The sequence below is a fragment of the Aureimonas sp. AU20 genome (assembly GCF_001442755.1).
In the GTDB taxonomy this organism is placed as follows: domain Bacteria; phylum Pseudomonadota; class Alphaproteobacteria; order Rhizobiales; family Rhizobiaceae; genus Aureimonas.
Map to the genome: position 1 here is coordinate 135783 of NZ_CP006368.1, position 21703 is coordinate 157485.

19 protein-coding genes are annotated in these 21703 nt (G+C 65.1%); 16 read left to right on the top strand and 3 right to left on the bottom strand.

What is annotated here, in order from left to right:
• The first annotated feature begins 460 nt into the window (after window positions 1-460).
• Window positions 461-604, top strand: coding sequence for a DUF1127 domain-containing protein (locus M673_RS23735; protein WP_082639802.1), 144 nt, complete (start codon window positions 461-463; stop codon window positions 602-604).
• 195 nt (window positions 605-799) lie between these two features.
• Here M673_RS23735 and M673_RS17600 read toward each other — a convergent pair whose 3' ends face one another.
• Entirely contained in the window at window positions 800-1972 is a 1173-nt protein-coding gene (locus tag M673_RS17600) for a Gfo/Idh/MocA family protein (protein WP_061978020.1), read from the bottom strand.
• A 13-nt stretch (window positions 1973-1985) separates the two neighbouring features.
• A complete protein-coding gene (locus tag M673_RS17605) occupies window positions 1986-2909 on the bottom strand; it encodes a sugar phosphate isomerase/epimerase family protein (protein WP_061978021.1) in 924 nt (307 codons plus the stop codon).
• Between the two features lie 93 nt (window positions 2910-3002).
• Here M673_RS17605 and M673_RS17610 point away from each other — a divergent pair, with 93 nt between their 5' ends.
• The 4 genes from M673_RS17610 to M673_RS17625 all read left to right on the top strand — a co-directional run bounded on the left by M673_RS17610 (window position 3003) and on the right by M673_RS17625 (window position 9352).
• Window positions 3003-4016, top strand: coding sequence for a LacI family DNA-binding transcriptional regulator (locus M673_RS17610; RefSeq protein WP_244493125.1), 1014 nt, complete (start codon window positions 3003-3005; stop codon window positions 4014-4016).
• Window positions 4017-4287: 271 nt separating this feature from the next.
• Window positions 4288-6201 carry a sigma-54-dependent Fis family transcriptional regulator gene (locus tag M673_RS17615; protein ID WP_061978023.1) on the top strand — a complete coding sequence of 638 codons (1914 nt, stop codon included), beginning with the start codon at window positions 4288-4290 and terminating at the stop codon, window positions 6199-6201.
• A gap of 154 nt (window positions 6202-6355) precedes the next feature.
• Window positions 6356-7429, top strand: coding sequence for a zinc-binding dehydrogenase (locus M673_RS17620; protein WP_061978283.1), 1074 nt, complete (start codon window positions 6356-6358; stop codon window positions 7427-7429).
• 81 nt (window positions 7430-7510) lie between these two features.
• Complete coding sequence (locus tag M673_RS17625; RefSeq protein ID WP_061978024.1) at window positions 7511-9352, top strand: NAD(P)/FAD-dependent oxidoreductase; 1842 nt, start codon at window positions 7511-7513, stop codon at window positions 9350-9352.
• Window positions 9353-9408: 56 nt separating this feature from the next.
• On the opposite strand, the gene uppP is transcribed toward M673_RS17625, so the two are convergent.
• Window positions 9409-10281 (bottom strand): undecaprenyl-diphosphatase UppP, encoded by an 873-nt coding sequence (uppP, locus tag M673_RS17630; protein ID WP_061978284.1) that lies wholly within the window; start codon window positions 10279-10281, stop codon window positions 9409-9411.
• A 293-nt stretch (window positions 10282-10574) separates the two neighbouring features.
• On the opposite strand from uppP, the gene M673_RS17635 reads away from it, so the two are divergent.
• From M673_RS17635 to M673_RS17685, 11 genes are all read left to right on the top strand, one after another.
• A complete protein-coding gene (locus M673_RS17635; protein ID WP_244493124.1) occupies window positions 10575-11135 on the top strand; it encodes a sigma-70 family RNA polymerase sigma factor in 561 nt (186 codons plus the stop codon).
• Window positions 11125-11895 carry an anti-sigma factor family protein gene (locus tag M673_RS17640; protein ID WP_061978025.1) on the top strand — a complete coding sequence of 257 codons (771 nt, stop codon included), beginning with the start codon at window positions 11125-11127 and terminating at the stop codon, window positions 11893-11895. The genes M673_RS17635 and M673_RS17640 overlap by 11 nt, the downstream gene beginning before the upstream one ends.
• Before the next feature lie 259 nt (window positions 11896-12154).
• Window positions 12155-12910 (top strand): LysE family translocator, encoded by a 756-nt coding sequence (locus M673_RS17645; protein WP_274534681.1) that lies wholly within the window; start codon window positions 12155-12157, stop codon window positions 12908-12910.
• 60 nt (window positions 12911-12970) lie between these two features.
• Window positions 12971-13552: a curli assembly protein CsgF gene (locus M673_RS17650; protein WP_082639804.1), complete on the top strand. Its 582-nt coding sequence runs from the start codon at window positions 12971-12973 to the stop codon at window positions 13550-13552.
• Between the two features lie 35 nt (window positions 13553-13587).
• Window positions 13588-14784 carry a CsgG/HfaB family protein gene (locus tag M673_RS17655; protein ID WP_061978027.1) on the top strand — a complete coding sequence of 399 codons (1197 nt, stop codon included), beginning with the start codon at window positions 13588-13590 and terminating at the stop codon, window positions 14782-14784.
• 839 nt (window positions 14785-15623) lie between these two features.
• Window positions 15624-17144 (top strand): hypothetical protein, encoded by a 1521-nt coding sequence (locus M673_RS17660; RefSeq protein ID WP_061978028.1) that lies wholly within the window; start codon window positions 15624-15626, stop codon window positions 17142-17144.
• Between the two features lie 67 nt (window positions 17145-17211).
• Complete coding sequence (locus M673_RS17665) at window positions 17212-18900, top strand: hypothetical protein (RefSeq protein ID WP_061978029.1); 1689 nt, start codon at window positions 17212-17214, stop codon at window positions 18898-18900.
• A 79-nt stretch (window positions 18901-18979) separates the two neighbouring features.
• Window positions 18980-19480 (top strand): hypothetical protein, encoded by a 501-nt coding sequence (locus M673_RS17670; protein WP_061978030.1) that lies wholly within the window; start codon window positions 18980-18982, stop codon window positions 19478-19480.
• Window positions 19481-19519: 39 nt separating this feature from the next.
• Window positions 19520-20251, top strand: coding sequence for a hypothetical protein (locus tag M673_RS17675; RefSeq protein ID WP_148640174.1), 732 nt, complete (start codon window positions 19520-19522; stop codon window positions 20249-20251).
• 10 nt (window positions 20252-20261) lie between these two features.
• Window positions 20262-20630, top strand: a complete 369-nt coding sequence (gene csgH, locus M673_RS17680; protein WP_148640175.1) for a curli-like amyloid fiber formation chaperone CsgH — start codon at window positions 20262-20264, stop codon at window positions 20628-20630.
• 103 nt (window positions 20631-20733) lie between these two features.
• Entirely contained in the window at window positions 20734-21477 is a 744-nt protein-coding gene (locus M673_RS17685) for an SH3 domain-containing protein (RefSeq protein ID WP_061978033.1), read from the top strand.
• Window positions 21478-21703: the final 226 nt, after the last annotated feature.

Below are 21703 nucleotides of genomic sequence, written 5' to 3' on the forward strand. Positions count from 1 at the left end.
GACAGCACCCTTCATCTCGCCCAGAAACGAGGTCGCAACCGTTTCATGGTGGAGAAAGGGGCGTCCGATCTGGCGCGAAACGGCGCCTGGCGGGAGGCAGGTGTAGAGCCTGCATCCAGAAAAACCCAACGAATCCGAGGTGTTTCAGCAGATTGGAGCTTCTGTCATCGTAGCGACCCTTGTTCTCGCATTGTAGTCGCCTCGGCGTGCTCGGAGGATCGAAACGCCCCGATCGACTTACCCGAGGAACACTCAGGTTCGCCTTTGTCTCCATCGCGCCTCCAACCTATGCGCTTAGCGCATGCCGCCGCTGCGAGCCGCCGATAGCGAAGCGGCGCAGGGCTCCCCTTCAAGCTTTGCGCTCCTCATCTTTGCTGACGGAGCCTATGGTCCGGTCATCGAAAGAAAACGATTACGCCGGCCGCCACCGACGAGAGGCCGGACCCGAAAGGAAACTCCCATGAACATCGCTCGCTCCTTCAACGCCTGGCGCCAGTATCGCAACACGGCCACCAAGCTGAACCGCCTGTCGCAGCGCGAACTCTCCGACCTCGGCATCTCGCGCTCCGAGATCCCGGCTCTCGCCCGCCAGTCGGTGCGCTAAGCTTCTGGTTTTGTCGCATTGTCCGACGGCAAAGCGTATCCGCTTTGCCTGGAAATGCTCTGACCCATTCCCCATCCGTCCCGGCCGGTCCTCCCCCGGTCGCGACGTGAGAGCCGAACGGTTCCTCCCAACCTTCGGCTTCCCCATGACGCCCTTGCCGGTCCTCCCCCGGCAGGGGCGTTTTTCGTTTGCGGCTCAGGCGTAATCGACCCAAACGCCGCCCCGGTCCGCCGAGCGCACGCAAGCTTCCACCCAGCGCACGCCTTCGACCCCGGCCCGAATGTCGGGATAGCGCAGGCCCGCGAGGCGATCGGCGTCCCCTTGGTCGGTCGCTTCCATCGCGATGGCGAAGCGGGCATAGAGGTTGGCCCAGGCTTCGAAGAGACCTTCGGGATGGCCCGCGCCGATGCGGTCGTCCGCCAGGGCGGCCGGATGGAGATAGGGCATGCCGCGCTCGATGATCCGCGCCGGTTCGCCCTGAACCTCGAAGGAGAGCTGGTTCGGGCGCTCGTCCCACCACTCGATGCTGGCCCGCGAGCCGACGATGCGGACCTTCTGCCCGTGCATGGAGCCGGCGTTCACCGCGCTCGACCAGACCGTGCCGAAGGCGCCGTTGTCGTATTCCATCAGTGTCACCGCGTTGTCCTCCAGCGGCGCGCGGCTCCGGACGAAGCTTTGCCGGGCGCAGAGAAGCCGCTTCACCTTCAGATGCGGCAGGATCACCTCTGAAATGTAGAGCGGATGCGTGCCGACGTCGCCGAGCACATAGCTCGGCCCCGCGAAGGCCGGCGTCACGCGCCAGCGGGTGGCCGGGTTGGTTTCTTCCACGGCATCGGAGTGGAAGCCGTGGGCGAACTGGAGATTGACGATCCGGATCTCGCCAAGCTCGCCCGCCGCGACCATGGCCCTCGCCTGCTCGATGAGCTGGTGCCCGGCATAGCCATAGGTCACGCCGACGATCTTGCGCCTGGCAATCGAGAGCCGTTCCAATTCTTCGGCTTCGGCGAGCGTGAAGCAGAGCGGCTTCTCGCAGACGACATGGAGCCCATGCGCCAGTGCGGCCTTGGCGATGGGATAGTGGGTGTTGTTCGGCGTCGCGATCGAGACGGCCTGGATACCGTCCGGCAGCAGGGCTTCGGCGGCGAACATCGCGGCGTAGTCGGAATAGCAGCGGCGGGACTCGAGCCCGAGCTCGACGCCGAAGTTTCGCCCGCGCTCGGGATCGAGATCGAAGGCGCCGGCCACGAGGTCGAAGGTCCGATCGCGAAGCGCGGCCGATCGGTGGATATAGCCGATCTGGCTGCCCCGCCCCCCGCCCACCATCGCCCAGCGGATCGGGGCCGCCGTCCTGCGTTCGCCATTGATCATCGCTCGTCCTCCCTTAAAAATCGACGCTCGTCAGATAGTCCCGGCTCGCCTTGACGTCGGCGAGACTGCCGCCGGCATGGCGCGGGTCGCGCTCCTGCTCGACCGTGATGAAGCCGGCATAGCCGAGGCGCGTGAGAACCGATCGGATGGCGGGATAGTCGATCGCGCCGCGACCGATCGGGCACATCACGCCCTGCGCGCAGGCCTCGAAGAAGCGGATGCGCTGGCCCATGACGCGGTCGAACACCGCGCGGTCGATATCCTTGAAATGGAGATAGTCGAGCCGGTCGGCGTAGCGCTCCAGTGTCTGCGCCGGGTCCATGCCGGCATAATAGAGGTGGCCGGTGTCGAGGCAGAAGCCGGCCACGTCTTTGGGAATGTCCCTTGCCATGCGCGCGATTTCGTCTTCGAATTCGATAAAGCCGCCGGCATGGGGATGGATCACCGCGCGCACGCCGTGGCGCTCGCGCGCGAGGTCGGCAATCGCCCGAATGTTGGCGACCATGCCGGCCCAGGCCTCCTCCGAAAGGCGCGGCGCCCGGTCCGAATGGCCGGCGGCATAGTCGCGCTCGTCGTGCCCCCAGTCCATAACGGTGAGGTAGGGCGCGGGAAAGCGCTGGCCCGGCGCCTGGGGCGGGGGCGGCAGGCGGGTGATCAGGGCGCAGATCTCGTCGGTCTGCCGAAGCAGGTTGTCGCGGTTTCCGGGCGAGATGAGATCGTCGAAGATCGTGCCGGCCACGATGAAGAGGCTCCGGCTGCGAAGAGCTTCGGAGACGCGCATCTGGTCCAGCGGCACATAGCCGTAGGGACCGAGCTCCAGCCCGCCATAGCCCGCGGCCGCGGCCTCGTCCAACACCTGCGTCCAGGGCGGCAGGTTGGGATTGGCGACATCGTCGACGCCCCAGCAGCAGGGCGCGGTCGTGATGGTGATCGTCATGCGGATGCCTCCTCCCGGCCTCCTTGCATAAGCCGGTGCAAGCCTCTTCCGTCAGCGTGGATTTGATGGGATTCCATCAAGGAGGGATGCATCATGGCGCGCAAGACGACGATGACGGACGTGGCGCGGGCGGCGGGGGTCTCGCCGGCGACGGTCGACCGCGTCCTCAACCGGCGCGGCGGCGTCGACGCCGCCAAGGAGGCGCGGGTTCTGGCCGCCGCGCGCCGGCTGGGGCTCGACCGCGCGCTGTCCTTTCGGCCGCACAGGATGCTGCGGGTCGCCGTGCTGATCCAGGCGCCGCGCAATCCGTTCCACGCCGCGCTGCGCGAGGGGATTGAGACGGCGGCGCGCCTCCATGCCGACCTCAACATCCAGTTCCTCGTCCACCATATCGACCCGAACGACCCCAAGGCGATCGTCGCGCTTCTCGCCCGGCAGGGAGCGAAGGCCGATGGGCTCATTCTCACGCTGCCGGACGAGCCGCGCATCGCGGCGGCGGTCGGGGCGGTCGCCGCGAGCCGGCCGGTCGTCACGCTGGCGACCGATCTGCCGGCAAGCGGGCGGGCCGCCTATGTCGGGCCGGACGATCGCCGCGCCGGCCGCGTCGCGGGTGATCTCATGGGCCTGTTTCTCGGTCCGCAAGGCGGACGGGTGCTGCTCATCGCCGGCCGCAGGGACATCGCCGGCCAGCGCGCCCGTGAGAAGGGCTTTCGGCAGATCCTGGCGGAGCGCCATCCCACGCTCGCCGTCGCGCCCCTCGCGGAAAGCGGCGAGGATGGCGAGCGCGCAGGCCATATCGTGCTGGAAGCCCTGGCGGCGGACGCGTCCATCCGGGGCGTCTATCATATGTCGGCGGGCGCCCGGCCCGTGGTGGATGCGCTGCGCAAACTCGGTCGCACGGGCGACACCGCCTTCGTCACCCATGAACTGACGGAGGATCGGCGCGCCCTCCTGCGCGAGCGGGCGATCGCCGCCGTGATCGACCAGCAGCCCGAACTCGAAGCGGGGATCGCGGTGGAAACCCTGGCTCGGCTGCTCGGCCGCCTGGAGGGTCCGACTGGCTCCACGGAGACGAAGTTCGTGATTCACATGCCGGAGAACGCCTGAGCGGTATGCGGACTGAAGCGGCCGCCTGCTGCGGCGTTGCTCCGCGCGGTCGAAGCATCGCAGCGCAAATTCCTATCGCATCGCAGCAATAGATAGGGTGGATGGCAGGCGGTTACTGCAAAGCAGGCGATTGAGGAGATAAGTTTCCAAAGGAATGCTGCAAGCCGCTTCGATGGACATAGGATCGGCCAAGTGCAAGACTTTGCTTGGGATGGAAACGGGACGGCCGACCGACGATCGAGGGCGGTGCTGGACGTCGGAAAAGGTCGTCATGTCACTGGCAGCTCCACATCGGCACATCCGCGAGATCGAGACCGTGGCTCTCGGGGCCCGGTCCGATCGCGATCCGGCGGTGCACCGGTCGTGGCTGCGCTGCGTGGAGACCTATCGGCTCGATCCCGCGCGGGCGGTGGAAGCCTATATCCTGCCCGACACGCGGCTGCGCGAGCACCGGCAGCGCTCGGAAGGGCTGATCCGCACCGCGCGCTCGGGGCTCGAGGCCCTCTATCGCCAGATGGCCGGGCATGGATACGTGCTTCTGCTGTCGGACGAAGCGGGCGTCACCGTCGACTTCGTGGGCGATCCGACGCTGAATAATCGCCTCCGCAGCGCCGGTCTTTATCTTGGCTCGGAATGGTCGGAGCCTCGGGCCGGCACCTGCGCGGTGGGCTCCTGCATCGCCACCGGCGAGCCCCTGACCATCCACCAGGACGACCATTTCGACGTCACCCACACGCCGCTGACCTGCTCGGCGGCCCCGATCTACGACACCGACGGTCGGCTCGCCGCCGTGCTCGACATTTCCGCGCTGCGCTCGCCCGATGCCAAGCGGAGCCAAAGTCTGGTCCTGCATCTGGTGACGGAGACCGCACGGCGCATCGAACTCGCCAACCTGATGGCCAAGTCGCGCGGGGAGTGGGTGGTGCGTTTCTCCCGCTCGTCGGACTTTCTCGATGTCGATCCCGACGGGGCGATCGCGCTGGACGCCTCGGGCCGTGTGTCGGGCCTGACTCATGCCGCGCAAAAGCTTCTGGCGAGCACGATCGGCGCGGACTGGCGCGATCCCGCCCCGCTTCTGGGGCGGCCGATCTCGGACTTCTTCGATCTCGACCTCGATGCCCTGCCACGGCTGACGCGGGCTCAGCCTTGCGAAAGCCGGCTGCTCACCGCGCGGGACGGTCTCAGCGTCTTCGCCCATGCGATCGCCCCGCCGAGCCCGGCACCGCGCGCCCAGCGGCCGGCCGAAGGCGCGCTGCCCCAGGCCCTCGCCGGCCTGACGGGGGGAGACCGCACCATGGCCGCGCTCCTCGGCAAGGCCGCGCGCCTGGCGCCGACCGCCATTCCAATCTGCCTCCATGGCGAAACGGGAACGGGCAAGGAGGTTCTGGCGCGCGCCATCCATCGCTGCGGCGGCACCGAGCGCCCCTTCATCGCCCTGAACTGCGCGGCGCTGCCCGAGAGCTTGATCGAGGCGGAACTCTTCGGCCATGCACCGGGCGCGTTCACCGGCGCTGGGCCCAAGGGCCGGCGCGGGCTCATCGAAGCGGCCAATGGCGGGACGCTGTTTCTGGACGAGATCGGCGACATGCCGCTGGCGCTCCAGTCGCGCCTTCTTCGCGTTCTGGCGGAGCGCGAGATCGTACCCGTCGGCGCGCATCGCCCCGTCGCCCTCAATCTGCGGGTTCTCTCGGCCTCGCATCGCGACCTCGCGGCGCTGGTCGCCAGCGGGGCGTTCCGGGAAGACCTCTTCTACCGGCTGGCCGGCGCGACCTTGCATCTTCCGGCGCTGCGCGAGCGCTCCGATCTCGGCTGGCTTCTCGACCGCCTCCTCGGCGAGACGAGCGGCGATCTCCGGATTGAGCCGGCGGCCCGCGCGCGGCTTCTGGCCCATCGGTGGCCCGGCAACGTGCGCGAACTCAAGAACGTCGTCGAACTTCTCGCGGCGCTCGCCGAGGATGGTGTGATCCGCCTGGGCGACCTGCCGGACGCGTTCGCCCCCGTGGCGCCGGACCGGCAGGACAGCGCGGTGCCCGCGATGGCCGACGCCCCGCCCGAGGCCGCTGAACTGCGCGCGGTCTTGATGGAATGCCGCTGGAACGTGTCGCACGCGGCGCGGCGCCTCGGCTGCGACCGCACGACGGTTCACCGGCGCATGCGTCGCTGGGACGTGTCGCAGCCGCTGTGATGTGTGGCGCCTCACCTGCGGCGGCGCCGCCACAAGTGCGGCGCCTCGCCGGGGCCCGGGGCTAGGCTCTATCCGAAGACCTGCGGTCGCCGAAGGGGCTGCATGAATTGGCATCGTCCTTGCAGAAGTCCGAGCGGGAGGACCATCGATGACCATGCAAGCACTGCGTTTCCACGCCGCCAAGGACCTGCGTCTGGAAACGGTCGAAGAACCCGGCCGTCCGGGGCCGGGACAGGTCCGCATCCGCAACACGCGCGTCGGCATCTGCGGCACGGACCTTCACGAATATGCCTATGGCCCGATCTTCGTGCCGACCGAGCCGCACGCCTTCACCGGCGTCTCGGGCGTGCAAATTCTCGGCCACGAGTTCGGCGGCGTCGTCACCGATGTCGGCGGGGGGGTGACCAAGGTCGCGCCGGGCGACCGGGTGTCCGTGCAGCCGCTGATCATGCCGCGCGAGAACGAATATTACGCCGATCGCGGCCTGTTCTTCCTGTCGGAGAAGCTGGCGCTGGCTGGCCTCTCCTGGCCTTGGGGCGGCATGGCCGACTATGCCATCCTCAACGATTACAATGTCTACAAGATACCGGACGCGATGAGCGCCGAGGAAGCCGCGCTGGTGGAGCCGACGGCGGTCGCCATCTATGCCTGCGACCGGGCGGGCGTGCGGGCCGGCTCCAGCGTCCTCGTGACGGGCGCGGGGCCGATCGGTCTCCTCACCGTCCTGGCGGCGCGGGCGGCGGGCGCGACGCGCGTTTTCCTGTCGGACCCCAACCCGACGCGGCTCGAACTCGCTCGCTCCATCGACCCCGATCTCGTCACGATCGACCCGACGAAGACACCGGTGGGCGAGCGCGTGCGCGAGGGAACGGACGGACGGGTCGGCGCCGACGTGGCGATCGAGGCCGTTGGCAACGAGCGCGCCTTGGGCGACTGCGTGGATGCCGTGCGTCGGCAAGGCGTCGTGGTGCAGGTCGGCCTTCATCCCGGCCCGTCCAAGCTCGACTGGTTCGCCGTGACCTGCAAGGACATCGACGTTCGCGGCTCCTGGGCCTACCCCACCACGTCCTGGCCGCGCGTCATGGATCTCATCGCCTCCGGCCGTCTGCCGGCCGCGAAAGTCGTGACCAAGCGCATTCGCCTCGCCGACGCCGTGCACGAGGGCTTCGACGCACTGCTCGATCCCGCCGGCAACCATCTCAAGATCATGATCGACCTCGAAGGCTGACGAGGCCGAGCCGACCATCCGGCGGGCGCGCCGGCTTCTGCGCCCCGCCGTCCGACGAACTCTGGGAGGAGACCTGACAGCATGAGCGAGACCCTGGAACGCCCCGTCCCCGCGAACCCGGCCCCCGGCGAGGCGCCGAGCCCGGCTCGGCAAGCCGCGCAAACCTGGCTGAACACGTTCGAGGCCGCCCTGGCGGCGAAGGACGCGGGCGCCGCCGCCGCCCTTTTCGGGCAGGAAAGCTACTGGCGCGATCTCGTGTCCTTCACCTGGAACCTTCGCACCGTGGAGGGGCCGGACGGCGTGCGGGACATGTTGGAGCATCAGCTGCCCCATGTCTCGGCATCCGGCTTCGAGCTGGACGAGGAGCCGACGGAGGAGGGCGGCGTGGTCACGGCCTGGTTCCGCTTCGAGACCGAGGTCGGGCGCGGTCGCGGGCTGGTGCGGCTGCGCGACGGCAAGGCCTGGACCTTCCTGACGACGCTGCACGAGCTGAAGGGCTTCGAGGAGCCGATGAACGAGCGCCGCCCCAAGGGCGCCGAGCACGGCACCGCCGCCAACCGGCGCTCCTGGCTCGAGAAGCGCGAGGCGGAAGCCAGGGAGCTCGGCTACACGCGCCAGCCCTATGTGCTGGTGATCGGCGGCGGCCAGGGCGGCATCGCCCTTTCGGCGCGGCTTGGCCAGCTCGGCGTGCCGACGATCGTGATCGACCGGCACGAGCGGCCGGGCGACCAGTGGCGCAAGCGCTACAAGTCCCTCTGCCTGCACGACCCCGTCTGGTACGACCACCTTCCCTATATCGATTTCCCGAAGAATTGGCCGGTCTTCGCGCCCAAGGACAAGATCGGCGATTGGCTGGAAATGTACGCCAAGGTCATGGAGCTCAACTACTGGGGCTCCAGCACGGCGAAATCGGCGCGCTACGACGCGAGCAAGGGTGAGTGGGAGGTCGTGGTCGATCGCGGCGGCGAGGAGGTGACGCTTCGGCCCCAGCAGCTCGTCCTGGCGACGGGCATGTCCGGCAAGGCGAACTGGCCGAGCTTTCCCGGGATGGATCGCTTCAAGGGCGAGCAGCACCATTCCTCGCAGCATCCGGGGCCGGACGGCTACCAGGGCAAGCGCGTTGTCGTCATCGGCTCCAACAATTCGGCGCACGACATCTGCGCCGCTCTGGCGGAAAACGGCATCGACGTCACCATGGTCCAGCGCTCGACCACTCATATCGTGCGCTCGGAATCCCTGATGGAACATGGGTTGGGCGATCTCTATTCCGAGCGCGCGCTGGCCAATGGCGTGACGACGCAGAAGGCCGATCTGATCTTCGCCTCCTTGCCGTACCGGATCATGCACGAGTTCCAGATCCCGGTTTACGAGAAGATCGCGGAGGTGGACGCCGACTTCTACCGCGACCTGGAAAAGGCGGGGTTCCGGCTCGACTGGGGTGCCGACGGCTCGGGCCTGTTCATGAAGTACCTGCGCCGGGGCTCGGGCTATTACATCGATGTCGGCGCCAGCCAGATGATTATCGACGGGCGCATCAAGCTGAAGGCCGGTCAGGTCGACGAGATCACCGAGGACGGCGTCAAGCTGGACGACGGGACCGTGCTCCCGGCGGACGTCATCGTCTATGCCACGGGCTACGGCTCGATGAACGGCTGGGCCGCCGATCTCATCAGCCAGGAGGTCGCCGATAAGGTCGGCAAGGTCTGGGGCCTCGGCTCCGACACGCCGAAGGATCCCGGCCCCTGGGAAGGCGAGCAGCGCAACATGTGGAAGCCGACCCAGCAGGATGCTTTGTGGTTCCACGGCGGAAACCTGCACCAGTCCCGCCACTATTCGCTCTATCTCGCGTTGCAGCTGAAGGCGCGGATGGAGGGCTTGGCAACCCCGGTCTACGGGCTGCAGGAGGTCCATCACCTGCGATAGCATGGTTCGTCGTGGCGCTCTTTGCGAGGGGCGCCACGCCATGCCGCGCGATGGCGTCAGTTCATGAAGCCCGTCGCCGCGCTGGCGAGAAGGAAGAGGCCGAGCGCGAGGCGGTAGTAGACGAAGGGCCAGGCCGAGAAGCGCTCCATGATGCGCATCAGGCTCCAGATCGCGACGAAGGCGGAAAGGGAGGCGGTGACGAGGCCGACGCCAAGCACCATCCAGCCCTCGGCATCGAGGCCGGCATGGTGCAGTTCCACGACTTCCTTCAGACCGGCGCCCAGAATGGCGGGCAGGCCGAGAAGAAAGGAAAAGCGCGCCGCGTCGTCCCGCTTCAGGCCGAGAAACAAGGCCATGGTCAGGGTCGAGCCCGAGCGCGACACGCCGGGGATCAGCGCGCCGACCTGCGCGAGGCCGACAAGAAGGGCGTCCTTTAAGGTGATCTGGCTGAAGTCGCGCGCGTGTCGGCTGGTCCATTCCGTCGCGGCCAGAAGCACGGCCATGACGACACAGGCGAGGCCGATCACCCAAAGCTCGCGCAGCGACGAGCCGCAGGCGTTCAGGACATCCTTGAGAAGAAGGCCGCCAACCACGATCGGCAGCGTGCCGAGGAGAATGCCAAAGCTCAGCCGAAGAGGCGGCGCATCGAAGCGCCGCTCGCGCAACGCCGTGAGCGATCCGAACACGAGGTCCAGAACGTCCCGCCGGAAATAGGTAACGACCGCCACCAGAGCTGCCATCTGCATGGCGGCCGAGAAGGCGGCGCCCGGGTCCTGCCATCCGAGCAGGGCGGGGATGATGCGCATATGCGCGGTCGAGGAGATCGGCAGAAGCTCGGTGATCCCCTGGAAAACCCCGAGGATCGCGACCTTGCCCATGCCGAGGGCGGTGAAGCCGGTATCGATGCCATTGGTGCAGACGGCCGCCAAATTCACCTCCTGATCCAGCCGACCCGCTCGCCCGACGCTCTCCGAGGGAAAGGAGGCGAGGCGAACGGACGGCTGAATGTTCACGCGTTCGTGAGACGGGGTTTGGTGCAGGGCGCGTCGTTATGCAACGCCGCATCGCCTTCGCCCGGCTTACAAATTCGTAAGGCTCCTCGAACGCGGCTTGCGCTTCGCTCGGCTCGCCGCAGGTAGAACCTGGGATCATAGAGCGGCCATTGTCTTGCGGCGCTCGGTCCGCTTAGATGGCGGCGTGTGCGAGGCCAGAGCGGTGCGCCGTGGATGATCCCGTGACCGCGGACAGGGCGGCAAAGTTCGATCGTCTGGTTCTACCGCGCCTTGGCGACGGATTCCGGCTGGCCCGGTGGCTCACCGGCAACCAGGCCGATGCCGAGGATGTCATGCAGGAGGCCGCGCTGCGCGCCTTCCTGGCGATGGACCGGCTGGTGGAGGACAATGTCCGCGCCTGGTTCCTGACGGTTGTGCGCAACACCTGCTATTCCTGGCTCGCCAAGAACCGGCCGGGAATAAACCTCTCGGTCGAGGAGTTGATACCGCAGGACAAGGATTTGATGGAGCGCGGAGGCCTGATCGCCGAGCCCGTGGCATCGATCGAGGAGGCGTTGATCGCGAAGGATCGGGCCGCGTGGCTGACACGCGCGATCGACCGTCTCCCGCTGAGCATGAAGGAGGTCGTGGTCCTTAGGGATTATTACGACCTCTCCTATCGCGAGATCGCCGAGGTCAGCGGCGTGCCCATCGGCACCGTCATGTCGCGGCTCGCGCGCGCTCGCCAACATCTTCTCAAAGCGATCGAACTGGCCGACGATGACACCTGACGACAGCGATCATCTCATGTTGGCGGCCTATCTCGACGGCGAGCTTTCGCCGGGGGAAACGATCGCCATGGAACGCAGGCTGGAGGCCGATCCCGAGCTTCGCCGGTTGCGGGACGCCTTGTCGAACCTCTCCGGCACCGTCCACGACCTCGTGGCCGAAACGCCCGTTCCCCCCGACCTTTCCGCGCGGGTTCGCGGGCAGATAGCCAAGGCGCAAAACCTCCCCCCGCAGCGGGAGACCCCGTCATGGCAGCGCATCGCAGCGGCGCTCGTCGTGGGGCTTCTCGTCGGCGGACCGCTCGGCTACGGCCTTTCCCAAGTCGCCGCCCCGCCGAGAAGCAACGCCATCGAGGACGCGATCTTCGCCGGCCATCTCCGGGGCTTGGCTGCGCCGCAGCCCTTCGACATCGCGTCGTCCGACCGCCATACGGTGAAGCCCTGGTTCAACGGGCGCACGGCGATCGCGCCGGATGCGCCGGACCTCGCCGCGCAAGGCTTTCCGCTGGTCGGCGGGCGGGTCGATATCGTCGCCGGCGAGCCGGTTCCAACGCTCGTCTACCGCCGGCGGCAACATGTCATCAGTGTGACCGTCGTCCCCCGCAGCGAGGTCGGCGCTCCCGGCCGGGATCGGCGCAAGGGGTCCGGCATCGAGCGCTGGACCACCGGCGATCTCGGCTATTTCGCGACGTCCGATCTCAATTCCAAGGAACTCGGCGAATTCGCCAACGCCTTCCGTGCCGCAACGGCGCCCGCAGGCTGACCGCCCCTTTCCCTGCCTCTGAAAGTTTCCCGAGCGCCGTGGAATAAACGCCCCTGCGATCCGGTTCCCATTCCAGCGATTTCACGGTTTGGGAGGGGAACGTGGGAGGTAGAGCGCTTGTCGCGAAAGGTCGAACGCGCCGGATGCGAAGCACCTGCCAGAGCGGTGCTCGGACTTTGCCGACCTGCCCTGCGCCGGCCGCGTTCGTCGTCAGGCCATGACCGTCGCGCAGGCGTTCTGCCTTCTCTCCTCGGAGGTCATGCTCCGCTTCCTCCTAAGCGTGCTGGTGCTTCAGCTCTCGCCTGGGCCGGACATGCTGTTGATCCTCAACAGAGGCATGGTCCATGGCCCGAGGATCGCGTTTTCCACCATTGCTGGGATCGTGGTTATCGCCGGCGCGGTGCAGCTCGGACTTCTGGTCCTGGGCCTTGGAACGCTCGTCGCGACGCATCCGGCGGCGATGCCGATGCTGCAGGTCTTGGGCGCTCTCTATCTCCTGTATCTCGGCATCCGAATGATGACGACGACGCTTTCGCAGAGCCAGCCCGGAACGGCGTGCTCTCTAGGAGCCAGGCGGGCGCTCGTGGAAGGGGCGTTGAGCAGCCTGACCAACCCGAAGTCCTTCCTGTTCCTCTTCGTCGTTCTGCCGCATTTCGTCGATCCGTCCGTCGGGCCGGTCGGGGCGCAGATGTTCGTCCTCGGTTTCCTGCACAAGCTCGCCGGTCTGCTGACCTTGAGTTCCGTCGCGCTCGCCGCCAGCCGGATCGGTGTCTGGACGCGCCGCTGGCCCGCGCTCCTCTCGCATCAGCGCCGGGTCTGCGGCCTCCTGATGGTGGCGATCAGCCTCTCGCTTGCGGGCTCGTCCCTGTTCGACGCATCGCATGTCACCACGTCGAACCGAGACAAGACTATTGCTGCGATGCAAAAGAAAGCTTGTAAGGAAATAGATACGATATCGACGGAACCGTGGCGGGAAGGTCGCAGTGGACATGTTTCCGCAAGGTCCGGTCCGTAAGTTCTTGCGATGATGCCGGCGGGATGGCTAGCGTTGCCCACGTTTCCTAAAGGGAAAGCTATGTCCATTAACAGTTTTAGAACCTTAGCATTCCTTTCGATTGCTTCGCTCAGTATTGGATCAGCCGCTGCGGGTGATCTCGTCTACACGCCGGTCAATCCCTCGTTCGGCGGGAGTCCGCTGAATTCCGCCCATCTCCTGTCCATCGCCGGCGCGCAGAAGAACGCGACGGCAAGCGACTACAAGAAACCGGTGGACTCGACCTCCGCCGGCACCACGGGCTCGGGCACGAAGACGCAGTCCGATGCCGACCTGTTCGTCCGCCAGCTTCAGGGGCGCCTTCTGTCGGCGCTCGCCAGCCAGGTGACGGATGCGATCTTCGGCGAGAACCCGCAGGATTCGGGCACCGTGCAGTTCGGCGACACAAAGGTGACGTTCGACCGGACGCTGACCACCATCCGGCTGCGCATCGAGAACGCGACCGATGGAACGGTCACGGACATCGTCGTTCCCCAGCTCGTCACTTCGAAGCCCGCCACCACCACGGCATCGACGGCGTCTTCTTCGGCCTCCGCCAGCCAGTTGAGCACCGCCACGCCCGTTCTCAGCGGATCGGCCCTCACCCCGTTGAGCATCAATTAAGCCAGGCGTTGAACCGGCTTTGTAGGAAGAGTCTGATGTCCCTGCGTTTCCGCTTGGCGCTCATCTTGCGCGCGTCCCTTCTTGGCGCCAGCGCCGCGGCCTTGTCCGGCTGCGTCACCAACGAGTCCGCGCTCGATCCCGCGCCCGTTGTGGCGCCAGTGTCGAAGCAGAACGACCTGCTGCGCGACCTTCCGCCGCCGCGCGAGAAAACGGTGGTCGCGGTCTATGACATCGAGGATCTGACGGGCCAGTTCAAGGAACGCGAGAACGTCCAGTCGCTTTCCCGCGCGGTGACGCAGGGCGGCGCGGCTATTCTGATCAAGGCGCTTCAGGATGCCGGCGAGCGGCGCTGGTTCACGGTGCTGGAACGCAAGGCGCTGGAGAACCTCCTGCGCGAGCGCCAAATCCTCACGGAAATGCGCCGGATCTACAAGAACGAGAACACGATCAACGCCTCGGCGCTGCCGCCGCTTCTCCATGCCGGCATCATCATCGAAGGCGGCATCATCGGTTACGACACGAACATCACGACGGGCGGGGCCGGCGCGCGCCTCTTGGGCATCGGCGGCGACGCGAAATATATCAACGACGTCGTGACCGTCACCCTGCGAGCGGTCTCCACCAAGACGGGCGAGGTTCTGGCCAGCGTGACGACGCGCAAGGCGGTTGTCTCCTACTCGCTGACGGGCGGCACCTTCCGCTATGTCAAGCTCGACAGTCTGTTGGAAGCCGAAGCGGGCGTGACCTACAACGAGCCCAAGCAGATCGCCGTCCAGTCGGCGATCGAGCAGGCCGTCCTGTCACTGGTCATGGAGGGCGCCGAACTCCGGATCTGGTCCTTCGCCGATCCTCAGGCCGGCGCGAACGCGATCGCCGCCTATCGCGGCGCGAAATACGGCGATTTCCTCGACCCGACCGCGCCGCCGCCGCCGCGGCCGGTGACCGAGAACGCCGCTAAGATGATGGCGACCGTGCCGTCTCGCCCGCCCGAACTCGCCGTGCGCCCCTTGTCGGCTGGGCCGGTCACGAGCACCACGAGGCCCGTCTCGCGCGCCGCGCCACAGCCGGCCGGCCAGTCTGGCATCCGGCAGGTGCCGGGCGTCGGCCCCGTGCCAGCCGAAGAGAACCAATCGCCGCAACTGCCGCCGCAACTGCCGCCGGCCCCGACGCCGGGCGAGCCGTCGCTGGGCTCGATCAAGCTGCCGGACACCCACAGCGTGGCCAGCCTCTAAGAAAAGCCGAGGCCGTCACGGGGACACGGCAGAAGCGAGGGACGAACGGGAATCGGATGTCGAACCGTGGAGCGCTTCCCACGAAGGGTGGCCTAAACCTCGCTTGGCTCGATGATGAGCCAAAGACCTGACCGTGACATTCGAACGTTTCCCAGCCCCGGCGCACCATCGCCGGGGCTTTTTGTTGCTCACTCAAAAGTAATGCGCGCAAAAATTGGGTGATTCTTTGCAAGCCGCAAGGCTCGCCTGCTCCCTCAACCGCATCTCGTCCGGCTTGGAAGGGCGCAAAGGTTTTTCCAAGGAAAGCTTACAGAGCCAGCTTTGCCGAAGCTTTCGGTGCCAAAGCACAGATTGATGAGTACGAATTTACAGTTGCATTTTAATGATAAGGGCGCCGTAGGGTAAGGCGGCCTCTCTCAGACATTAACGTTATGATTTCGTTATTCGCTTGCCGCTTGTTCTCCGCATTGACGCAAGGGCAGACGACATTGTAAACGAATCCTTAAGACGACGACTTAAAGGCGCCTTGCTTCCATAGGTTGTCGATCGAATGGCTCTCCAGCGAGGCACCGACCCGTTCCGGCCTCCGAAAGCGGAATTCGAAACCGGGGGCGGTCGTTGCGAGGGGGGGAAGCGCAGACACCGAAGATGTCCGGGGCAAGCTCTTCTGAGCGCGCCGAGCTCCAGGCTTGTGCCGAACGGGTCATCTCAACAATTTGCAACGCTCGATTGCAGGGCGTTGCCATGGAAGGCCGGCGCGTTCATCCGAAACGCCGGGAGGAAGCATTCATCTTGCCTGAAGCCCGAGGGCCGGCGAGGTCGATCATCAGGGGTGACACATGACGGTTTTCAAGACGACGCTTCTCGCCGCCACGGCGCTGACGCTGCTCACCGGCGCCGCGCTCGCCGGCAGCAACAACGAGACCTTCATCTACCAGGGCGATGGCGCGGGTCGGGGCGTGGCCGTCAGCGGCAACAGCGCCGTGGTTCTCCAGACTGGCGATAGCAATAAGGCCGGTAGCGACGCGCAGAACCTCCTGCAGAACGGCACCGACAGCACGATCACCGTGAAGCAGTCTGGCAATGAGAACAGGGTCGGCCTCGAGGGCGTCGGTGTCGAACAGTATGGCGCCAACAACACCCTTTCGGTGACGCAGACGTCCAACGGGAACAACGTGGGCCAAGTGGTGCAGAATGGCGCGACGGGCGGTGCGGCTACGCGCAACGTGCTGACGATCACCCAGGGTGGGGAAGGCTCGAACACCGTTGAACTGGTCGGTCAGGCCAAGGACCAAACGGGCGAAAAGAACAGCGGCACCATCCAGCAGGCCGGTAAGGGCAATAAGGTAAGCGGGCTGATCCAGTACGGCGCTGGAAACACGGCTACACTGACGCAGTCGGGCGTTGAGGGTGCTGTCAACGTTTACCAAGAAGGTCTCGGCAATACGGACACTGTTACTCAGGCCGGAATCAAAAACGTGGCTGTTTCCACGACGATCGGCGACGGTAATACGACGACCGTGCGTCAGGACGGCAAAGGTGCGAACGCAACGATCTTCACGAACGGCAACAAGAACAAGATCGGCATTACGCAGGGGTTTTGGGGCACAAAAGATGTAGCCTCTGTCGAGCTCTACCGCAGCGACAGCAACTCTCTCAATGTCACGCAGTTTGGCACGAATACCGCGAGCATCAGCGGTGCGGATATTTCAAATAATATCATTAGCGCTACACAAATTCAAAACAATACACTCAATATAGACCTGAAGAGCGCGAATGGTAACGTCGTTAATTTAGGTCAGCTTGGTACGAATTTGGCGAGCGTGACGATCTTGGACAGCGGATCCAATGATGTTTGGTTCACCCAGGATGGCTCGAGCAATCAGTTCGATGTTATCGCCAAGGGATCTGCGAACTCAAACAATTTGGCTTCGCAACAGTTTGGTGCGAAGAACATCGGAAATATTACGTTCCAGGGCGGCGACAAAAACACCTTGAGCACCTTCCAAACTGGACCTCACAACCAGATTACCGCTCTTCTCGAAGGAAGTGAAAACAACGCGAAAACATCGATTGACCTCGGTAATGCGTCCGGTTCGTTGAGCGGCTACACCAAAGTCACCTTCACGAAGGGCGCCTTGTTTCAGAGCGGAACCAACAACGTCGTTGATTTGAACGTCGCGGGCAGCAAGAATGCCTTTGCCACCGTACAGGTCGGCGACTTCAATAAGATCGACGCCAAAATCGGCGGAAATCGCAATGCGGCCGTGGTCGTTCAGACGAGCAACTTCAACTCGGCTTCGTTCCAGCAGAATGGCAATGGCAACACCGTCGCCGTCTTCCAGGGCAACGTGAAGTAATCTTCAGAAATCAAAGATCGGCCGCGCGGAAGCGCGGCCGATCTTCTTCCGTTCGGAGTGCGCGCGTATGAGCCGTCAACTCGCCTTGTGGGGAAGCGTCTGTCTTCTGGCTTCGCTTGCATCCGCTTGCGCTGCCTTCGCGCAAAGCGCCGCGACGGACACCGGCACGGCGTCGAACGAGGTCTTTCTCGGCCAGACCGGCGACACCAACATCCTCACCGTGACCCAGACCGGCAGCGGCCATCTCGTTGGCGGAAACGGCGAGACCTTGCGGCTCAACCAGCTTGGCAATCTCAACAAGGTCGATATTTTCCAGGTCGGTGCCGACAACGGCATCGGGCGCGAGAACATGATCGGCCAACCCGGCGGCCTGACCGGGATCGTGGGAACGGCGACTGGACTGTTCCAGCACGGCGACAGCAATTTTCTCGACATTATCCAGCGCTCTCATCGCAATACCGAGGGAAGCCAGATCGGCGCGATCGACCAAAGGGCTCAATCGGCGAGCGGACTGATCCCCTCCGACGGCAGCGCCAACCGCGCGGTCATCCGCCAGACCGGCGGCGCGTTCCTTCCCCTCGTCAGCGACAGGGGTGAATCCACGGGCGCGGCGCGCCACGTCATCCGCGAGATTTCCCAGGTCCATCGCCCGACCCGATCGAACGCCGCCCCCAATTCCTTGGAGGTCTCGCAGACCGGCGAACGGCAGGAAGCCGGCCAACTTCGCCAGAGCGGTGTCGGCAACAATCTGACTTTGACTCAGGAAGGGCTTGCCAACAGCCTCCGCCTTGGCGAGCAGACGGGCGAGAACAACAAGGCCACCATTGTCTCGATGGGCGAGCGCAACACACTCGGCAATGCCGAACAGCACGGCACGTCAGATCAAATGAGCCTTCGGCTGGACGGCACGGGGAATTTCATCGATCAGGTCGTGCAGGCCGGGCTCGGGAGCCAGGGCGAAGGGCGCGGCAACAGCGTTTTCGTGTCGGTCATGGGCAACGACAATGGCGGCGAAGGCATTGGCGGCTATAGCGCCGTCAGCTCGCAAAGCGCAGTGTCGGGCGCCTTTGCCTCTTCGCTCGAGCAGTTCGGCGAAGGCAATACGTTGTCCCTGACGATCGGCTCGGACGGGAGCGGGCGCGCGGACGGCAATTTCTTCTCCTTCGTGCAGCGCGGCTTGGACAACGCGGCCTACGCACTTCTAACCGGCGACGGGAACGAGTTCGCCTCGTCCCAGCAGGGTGACGGCAATCGCCTCGACATCGTGCAGGCGAGCAGCGCTATTCGAGCGACCGGCGATAACCAGCGCGCCGGAAACACGGCCTTGCTCCAACAAACCGGCGACGCCAATCTCGCCGACATCCGCCAGGCCGGCGCCGGCAACGGGCTCGATATGACCGTGATCGGCGATCGGAACCTCTTGGCCGTGTCGCAGACGGGCTCGGCCAACCGGGCCGACGTTCGGATCGTCGGCAACGACAATCTGCGTCCCGCGCCGCGCGGAGGACGCCTGCCCTCCACGACCGATGCGCTCGTGAAGACGATCCTGCAGGATGGCACCGGCCATCGTGCCTCGCTCGATCTGGTCGGCAACGACAATGTGGTTTCAGTGCTTCAGCGTGGGGCGCAGGATATCGCGAACGGCATCGTGCGCGGCGATGGAAACCTCGCTACAGTCCGACAGGAAGGCGAAAAACAGACATTAAATTTCATACAAATGGGCGAATCCCAATCCCTTTTCGTTCATCAACAATAATAGACAAGTGTAGATAAATAGAAACGGGCAATAATCCGAGATCTAGATTGCGGGTCGACACGTCAACGTGGAGAATCCCGTGCGCTTTCTCGCCGCTTCCATCGCATCCCTGCTGGTCGCCTCGCCCGCCTTGGCCGGTTCGTCCAATGTGCTCACGCTGTCGCCGAACCAAGATGCATCCAATCGCATCGAGCTGTTGCTGACCGGCAACGACAATCAACTCAGCCTGTCCCAAACCTCGTCCGCCTCCTCGCCAAGCGGCAACAGCATGACCATCAACGTCCAAGGCGATCGCAACGGCGGCAAGCGGTCTTCTTCGAAGCTGACGCCGACGCTGATCGCCGATCTTCCCTGGGGCAGCCTCTCGCAGACCGGTCATTCGAACGCGATGGACATCTCGGTCTCAGGGTCGGACAATCTGTTCGCGGCCGTTCAGCAAGGCTCCTCCAACGTCATGCGGGGGTCGATTGTGGGGAACGGCAACGGCGCTGCGGTCAGTCAGTCCGGACAAAATAATTTGGCGTCCTTTTCTCAGATCGGGAAAGGGAATATGATTTCGATCACGCAAAGATCTTGGTAAACGACTATTGGTCGTGACATGACGCTAAGGGAGACGAACATGCCTTCGCCGCTATACAGGATGCTGGCTGTCGCTCTTCCCATGGCGATCTGGCCGATGGCGCAAGCGGTGGCGGAGTCGAATGTCCTGTCGATCGTGCAGGATGGTGGCGAGAACAGGTTGACGGTCGATCAGTCGCAAGCATCGAACAGTCAGGTCGGCGGTTTGGAGATCGGCGCGCCCACACTCCAGACGTTCACTCTTACGCCGAACGCCGAGACCTCTCAAAGCGAGGACACCCTTCCCGAGCAGGTTCGGCTGAATGTTTTGAGCGCGGAGCGCATGCGTGGGCAGCCGGCGCGCCAAATGGGCGGCGGAAACAGCGCCGACATCAAGATTTCCGGGAACGGCGGTTTCGTGGGACTTCTTCAGAGTTCTCCCTCGCCCAATCTCGGCAATCAGGCGAATGTCAACTTGGCGGGCGGCGGCCGAGCGCTGATCGGACAACTCGGCGGCGGCAACAAGGCCACGGCGATGCTTGGGGCCGGAGCCCTCGAAGGAACCATTCTCCAAAAGGGCGACAGCAACGTCGCAGACCTCAGCGTGACGGGCAAAGGCTCGAGCGGCAGCATCAGCCAATATGGCAGCGGACTGAACAACAGTTTGGCCGTGTCCGGCGCGGGCACGAGCGCGGCGCTGATCTCCAATGGCGTGAGCAACGGAACTGCGGGAACACCCATAACCGTCCAGTCGAACGGCGCTTCGGTTACCATCACTCAGAGCAAGATGTGAGGTCTCGGCCATGCGTTTTGCCGCAGCCTCCTGTCTCGTCGGAGCGCTTCTGATGGGCGGCCCCGTTCATGCGCAGGACGCGCCAATGGCCATCGCCTCGATCGTGGTCGAGCCCGGCGCGGGAACCGTGCGCTTGACCGGGCGTGCGCTCGGCTTGTCGAACGGGCATGTCGAGGCCCGTATGATGATCGAGAAGAGCGGTCCTTCTGGCCGGACATCGACGACGCAAGGGGGCGAGTTCGAGCTCTCGGTCGGCCAGGACGCGGTGGTGGCCACGGTCGGTCTTTCCTTAAGTCCCGGCGACAAGCTCGATGTCGATCTGGTGCTGACAAACGGCGAGCGCGAGATTTCCCGCAGCCGGCTGAACGTTGGCTCCTGATCGCAAGACCTGCATCCCCACCGAATTCCAACGACCCTTGGCCGGTGAAGCGTCCCAACCGTGGGGCAACCTATTGGGCCAATCGACCTCCAAAAGGAACATCATGGGCAAGACGTTTGCCGCGCTGATCGCTATAGGGGCCGTGACGCTGGCCGCGCCCGCTCTCGCCCAGAGCGAATCCGATTTCGTCAAGGCGTTTTCGGGAGAGTGGCAGACGCTCGATCCCGCGCTCTCCGCCGGCGGGGCCTGCCAGGTCGCGCTTCAGACGGCGCCGAGCGAAGGCAGCTACCAGCTACAGACGTCCCATTGCGGAGGCGCCCTGTCAGGCCTGTCGAAATGGAAGATCGTCGACAACCAACTGGGCTTCCTATCCGCCGATGGTGCGATCCTGGCGCGGCTCGGCGGCAACCAGAATCGCGTGAGCGGACAATTGACCAACGGCAGCACCGTGGTGCTCGAGCGGCTGGCGCCGGGGTCGGCTGCCTCCGCGGCGGCGGTGACGGCGGGCCGAAACGGCTGCGTCTTCTACGGCTACACCGCCAGCTGCGCCAAGAGCGAAGCGCGTCAGTCCCCCATGCCGAGCGGCAGCGACGAGAAGGCGCGTGCGTCCGTCCTGGTTCAGCTCAACGCCCGTGCCGAGGCTCGGCCGGATGCGCCGGTCGTGGCAACCATTCCGGCGGGGACCTGTGTCGTGATCGATCAGTGCACCACCGCGTCCGACGGAAACTGGTGCCGGGCGTCGATCTCCAACTTCTCGGGCTGGATCAGGCAGCAGGCCATGCGTGGCAACCGCTGGCCCGTGCTGACCTACGCCCCCGGCTGCGCCTCGCCGCAAGCTCAGCGCTGACGAATACTGCTACTGCTCGATGTCTCAGGGAGGATGAGGACGACCGGGCAGATCCGTTCGAGCTGTGGGCATCGATCGGATTTGCCCGGGACTGTGCAGCGAACGCGGGCCAGACGCCCGCGCTGCCCCTCACGCCGAGATAGGGCGTGAGGAAACCAGCGTAGTCGTCTGTTGTCGTGACGAGTTTCCTTACCCAAAGCGATCTGCCTCACCCGAATGTTGCAGG

Coding starts and splice junctions, on each gene's coding strand:
- M673_RS23735 (WP_082639802.1), top strand. CDS start 461: ATGAACATCGCTCGCTCCTTCAACGCCTGGCGCCAGTATCGCAACACG.
- M673_RS17600 (WP_061978020.1), bottom strand. CDS start 1,972: ATGATCAATGGCGAACGCAGGACGGCGGCCCCGATCCGCTGGGCGATG.
- M673_RS17605 (WP_061978021.1), bottom strand. CDS start 2,909: ATGACGATCACCATCACGACCGCGCCCTGCTGCTGGGGCGTCGACGAT.
- M673_RS17610 (WP_244493125.1), top strand. CDS start 3,003: ATGGCGCGCAAGACGACGATGACGGACGTGGCGCGGGCGGCGGGGGTC.
- M673_RS17615 (WP_061978023.1), top strand. CDS start 4,288: ATGTCACTGGCAGCTCCACATCGGCACATCCGCGAGATCGAGACCGTG.
- M673_RS17620 (WP_061978283.1), top strand. CDS start 6,356: ATGCAAGCACTGCGTTTCCACGCCGCCAAGGACCTGCGTCTGGAAACG.
- M673_RS17625 (WP_061978024.1), top strand. CDS start 7,511: ATGAGCGAGACCCTGGAACGCCCCGTCCCCGCGAACCCGGCCCCCGGC.
- M673_RS17640 (WP_061978025.1), top strand. CDS start 11,125: ATGACACCTGACGACAGCGATCATCTCATGTTGGCGGCCTATCTCGAC.
- M673_RS17645 (WP_274534681.1), top strand. CDS start 12,155: ATGCTCCGCTTCCTCCTAAGCGTGCTGGTGCTTCAGCTCTCGCCTGGG.
- M673_RS17650 (WP_082639804.1), top strand. CDS start 12,971: ATGTCCATTAACAGTTTTAGAACCTTAGCATTCCTTTCGATTGCTTCG.
- M673_RS17655 (WP_061978027.1), top strand. CDS start 13,588: ATGTCCCTGCGTTTCCGCTTGGCGCTCATCTTGCGCGCGTCCCTTCTT.
- M673_RS17660 (WP_061978028.1), top strand. CDS start 15,624: ATGACGGTTTTCAAGACGACGCTTCTCGCCGCCACGGCGCTGACGCTG.
- M673_RS17665 (WP_061978029.1), top strand. CDS start 17,212: ATGAGCCGTCAACTCGCCTTGTGGGGAAGCGTCTGTCTTCTGGCTTCG.
- M673_RS17675 (WP_148640174.1), top strand. CDS start 19,520: ATGCCTTCGCCGCTATACAGGATGCTGGCTGTCGCTCTTCCCATGGCG.
- csgH (WP_148640175.1), top strand. CDS start 20,262: ATGCGTTTTGCCGCAGCCTCCTGTCTCGTCGGAGCGCTTCTGATGGGC.
- M673_RS17685 (WP_061978033.1), top strand. CDS start 20,734: ATGGGCAAGACGTTTGCCGCGCTGATCGCTATAGGGGCCGTGACGCTG.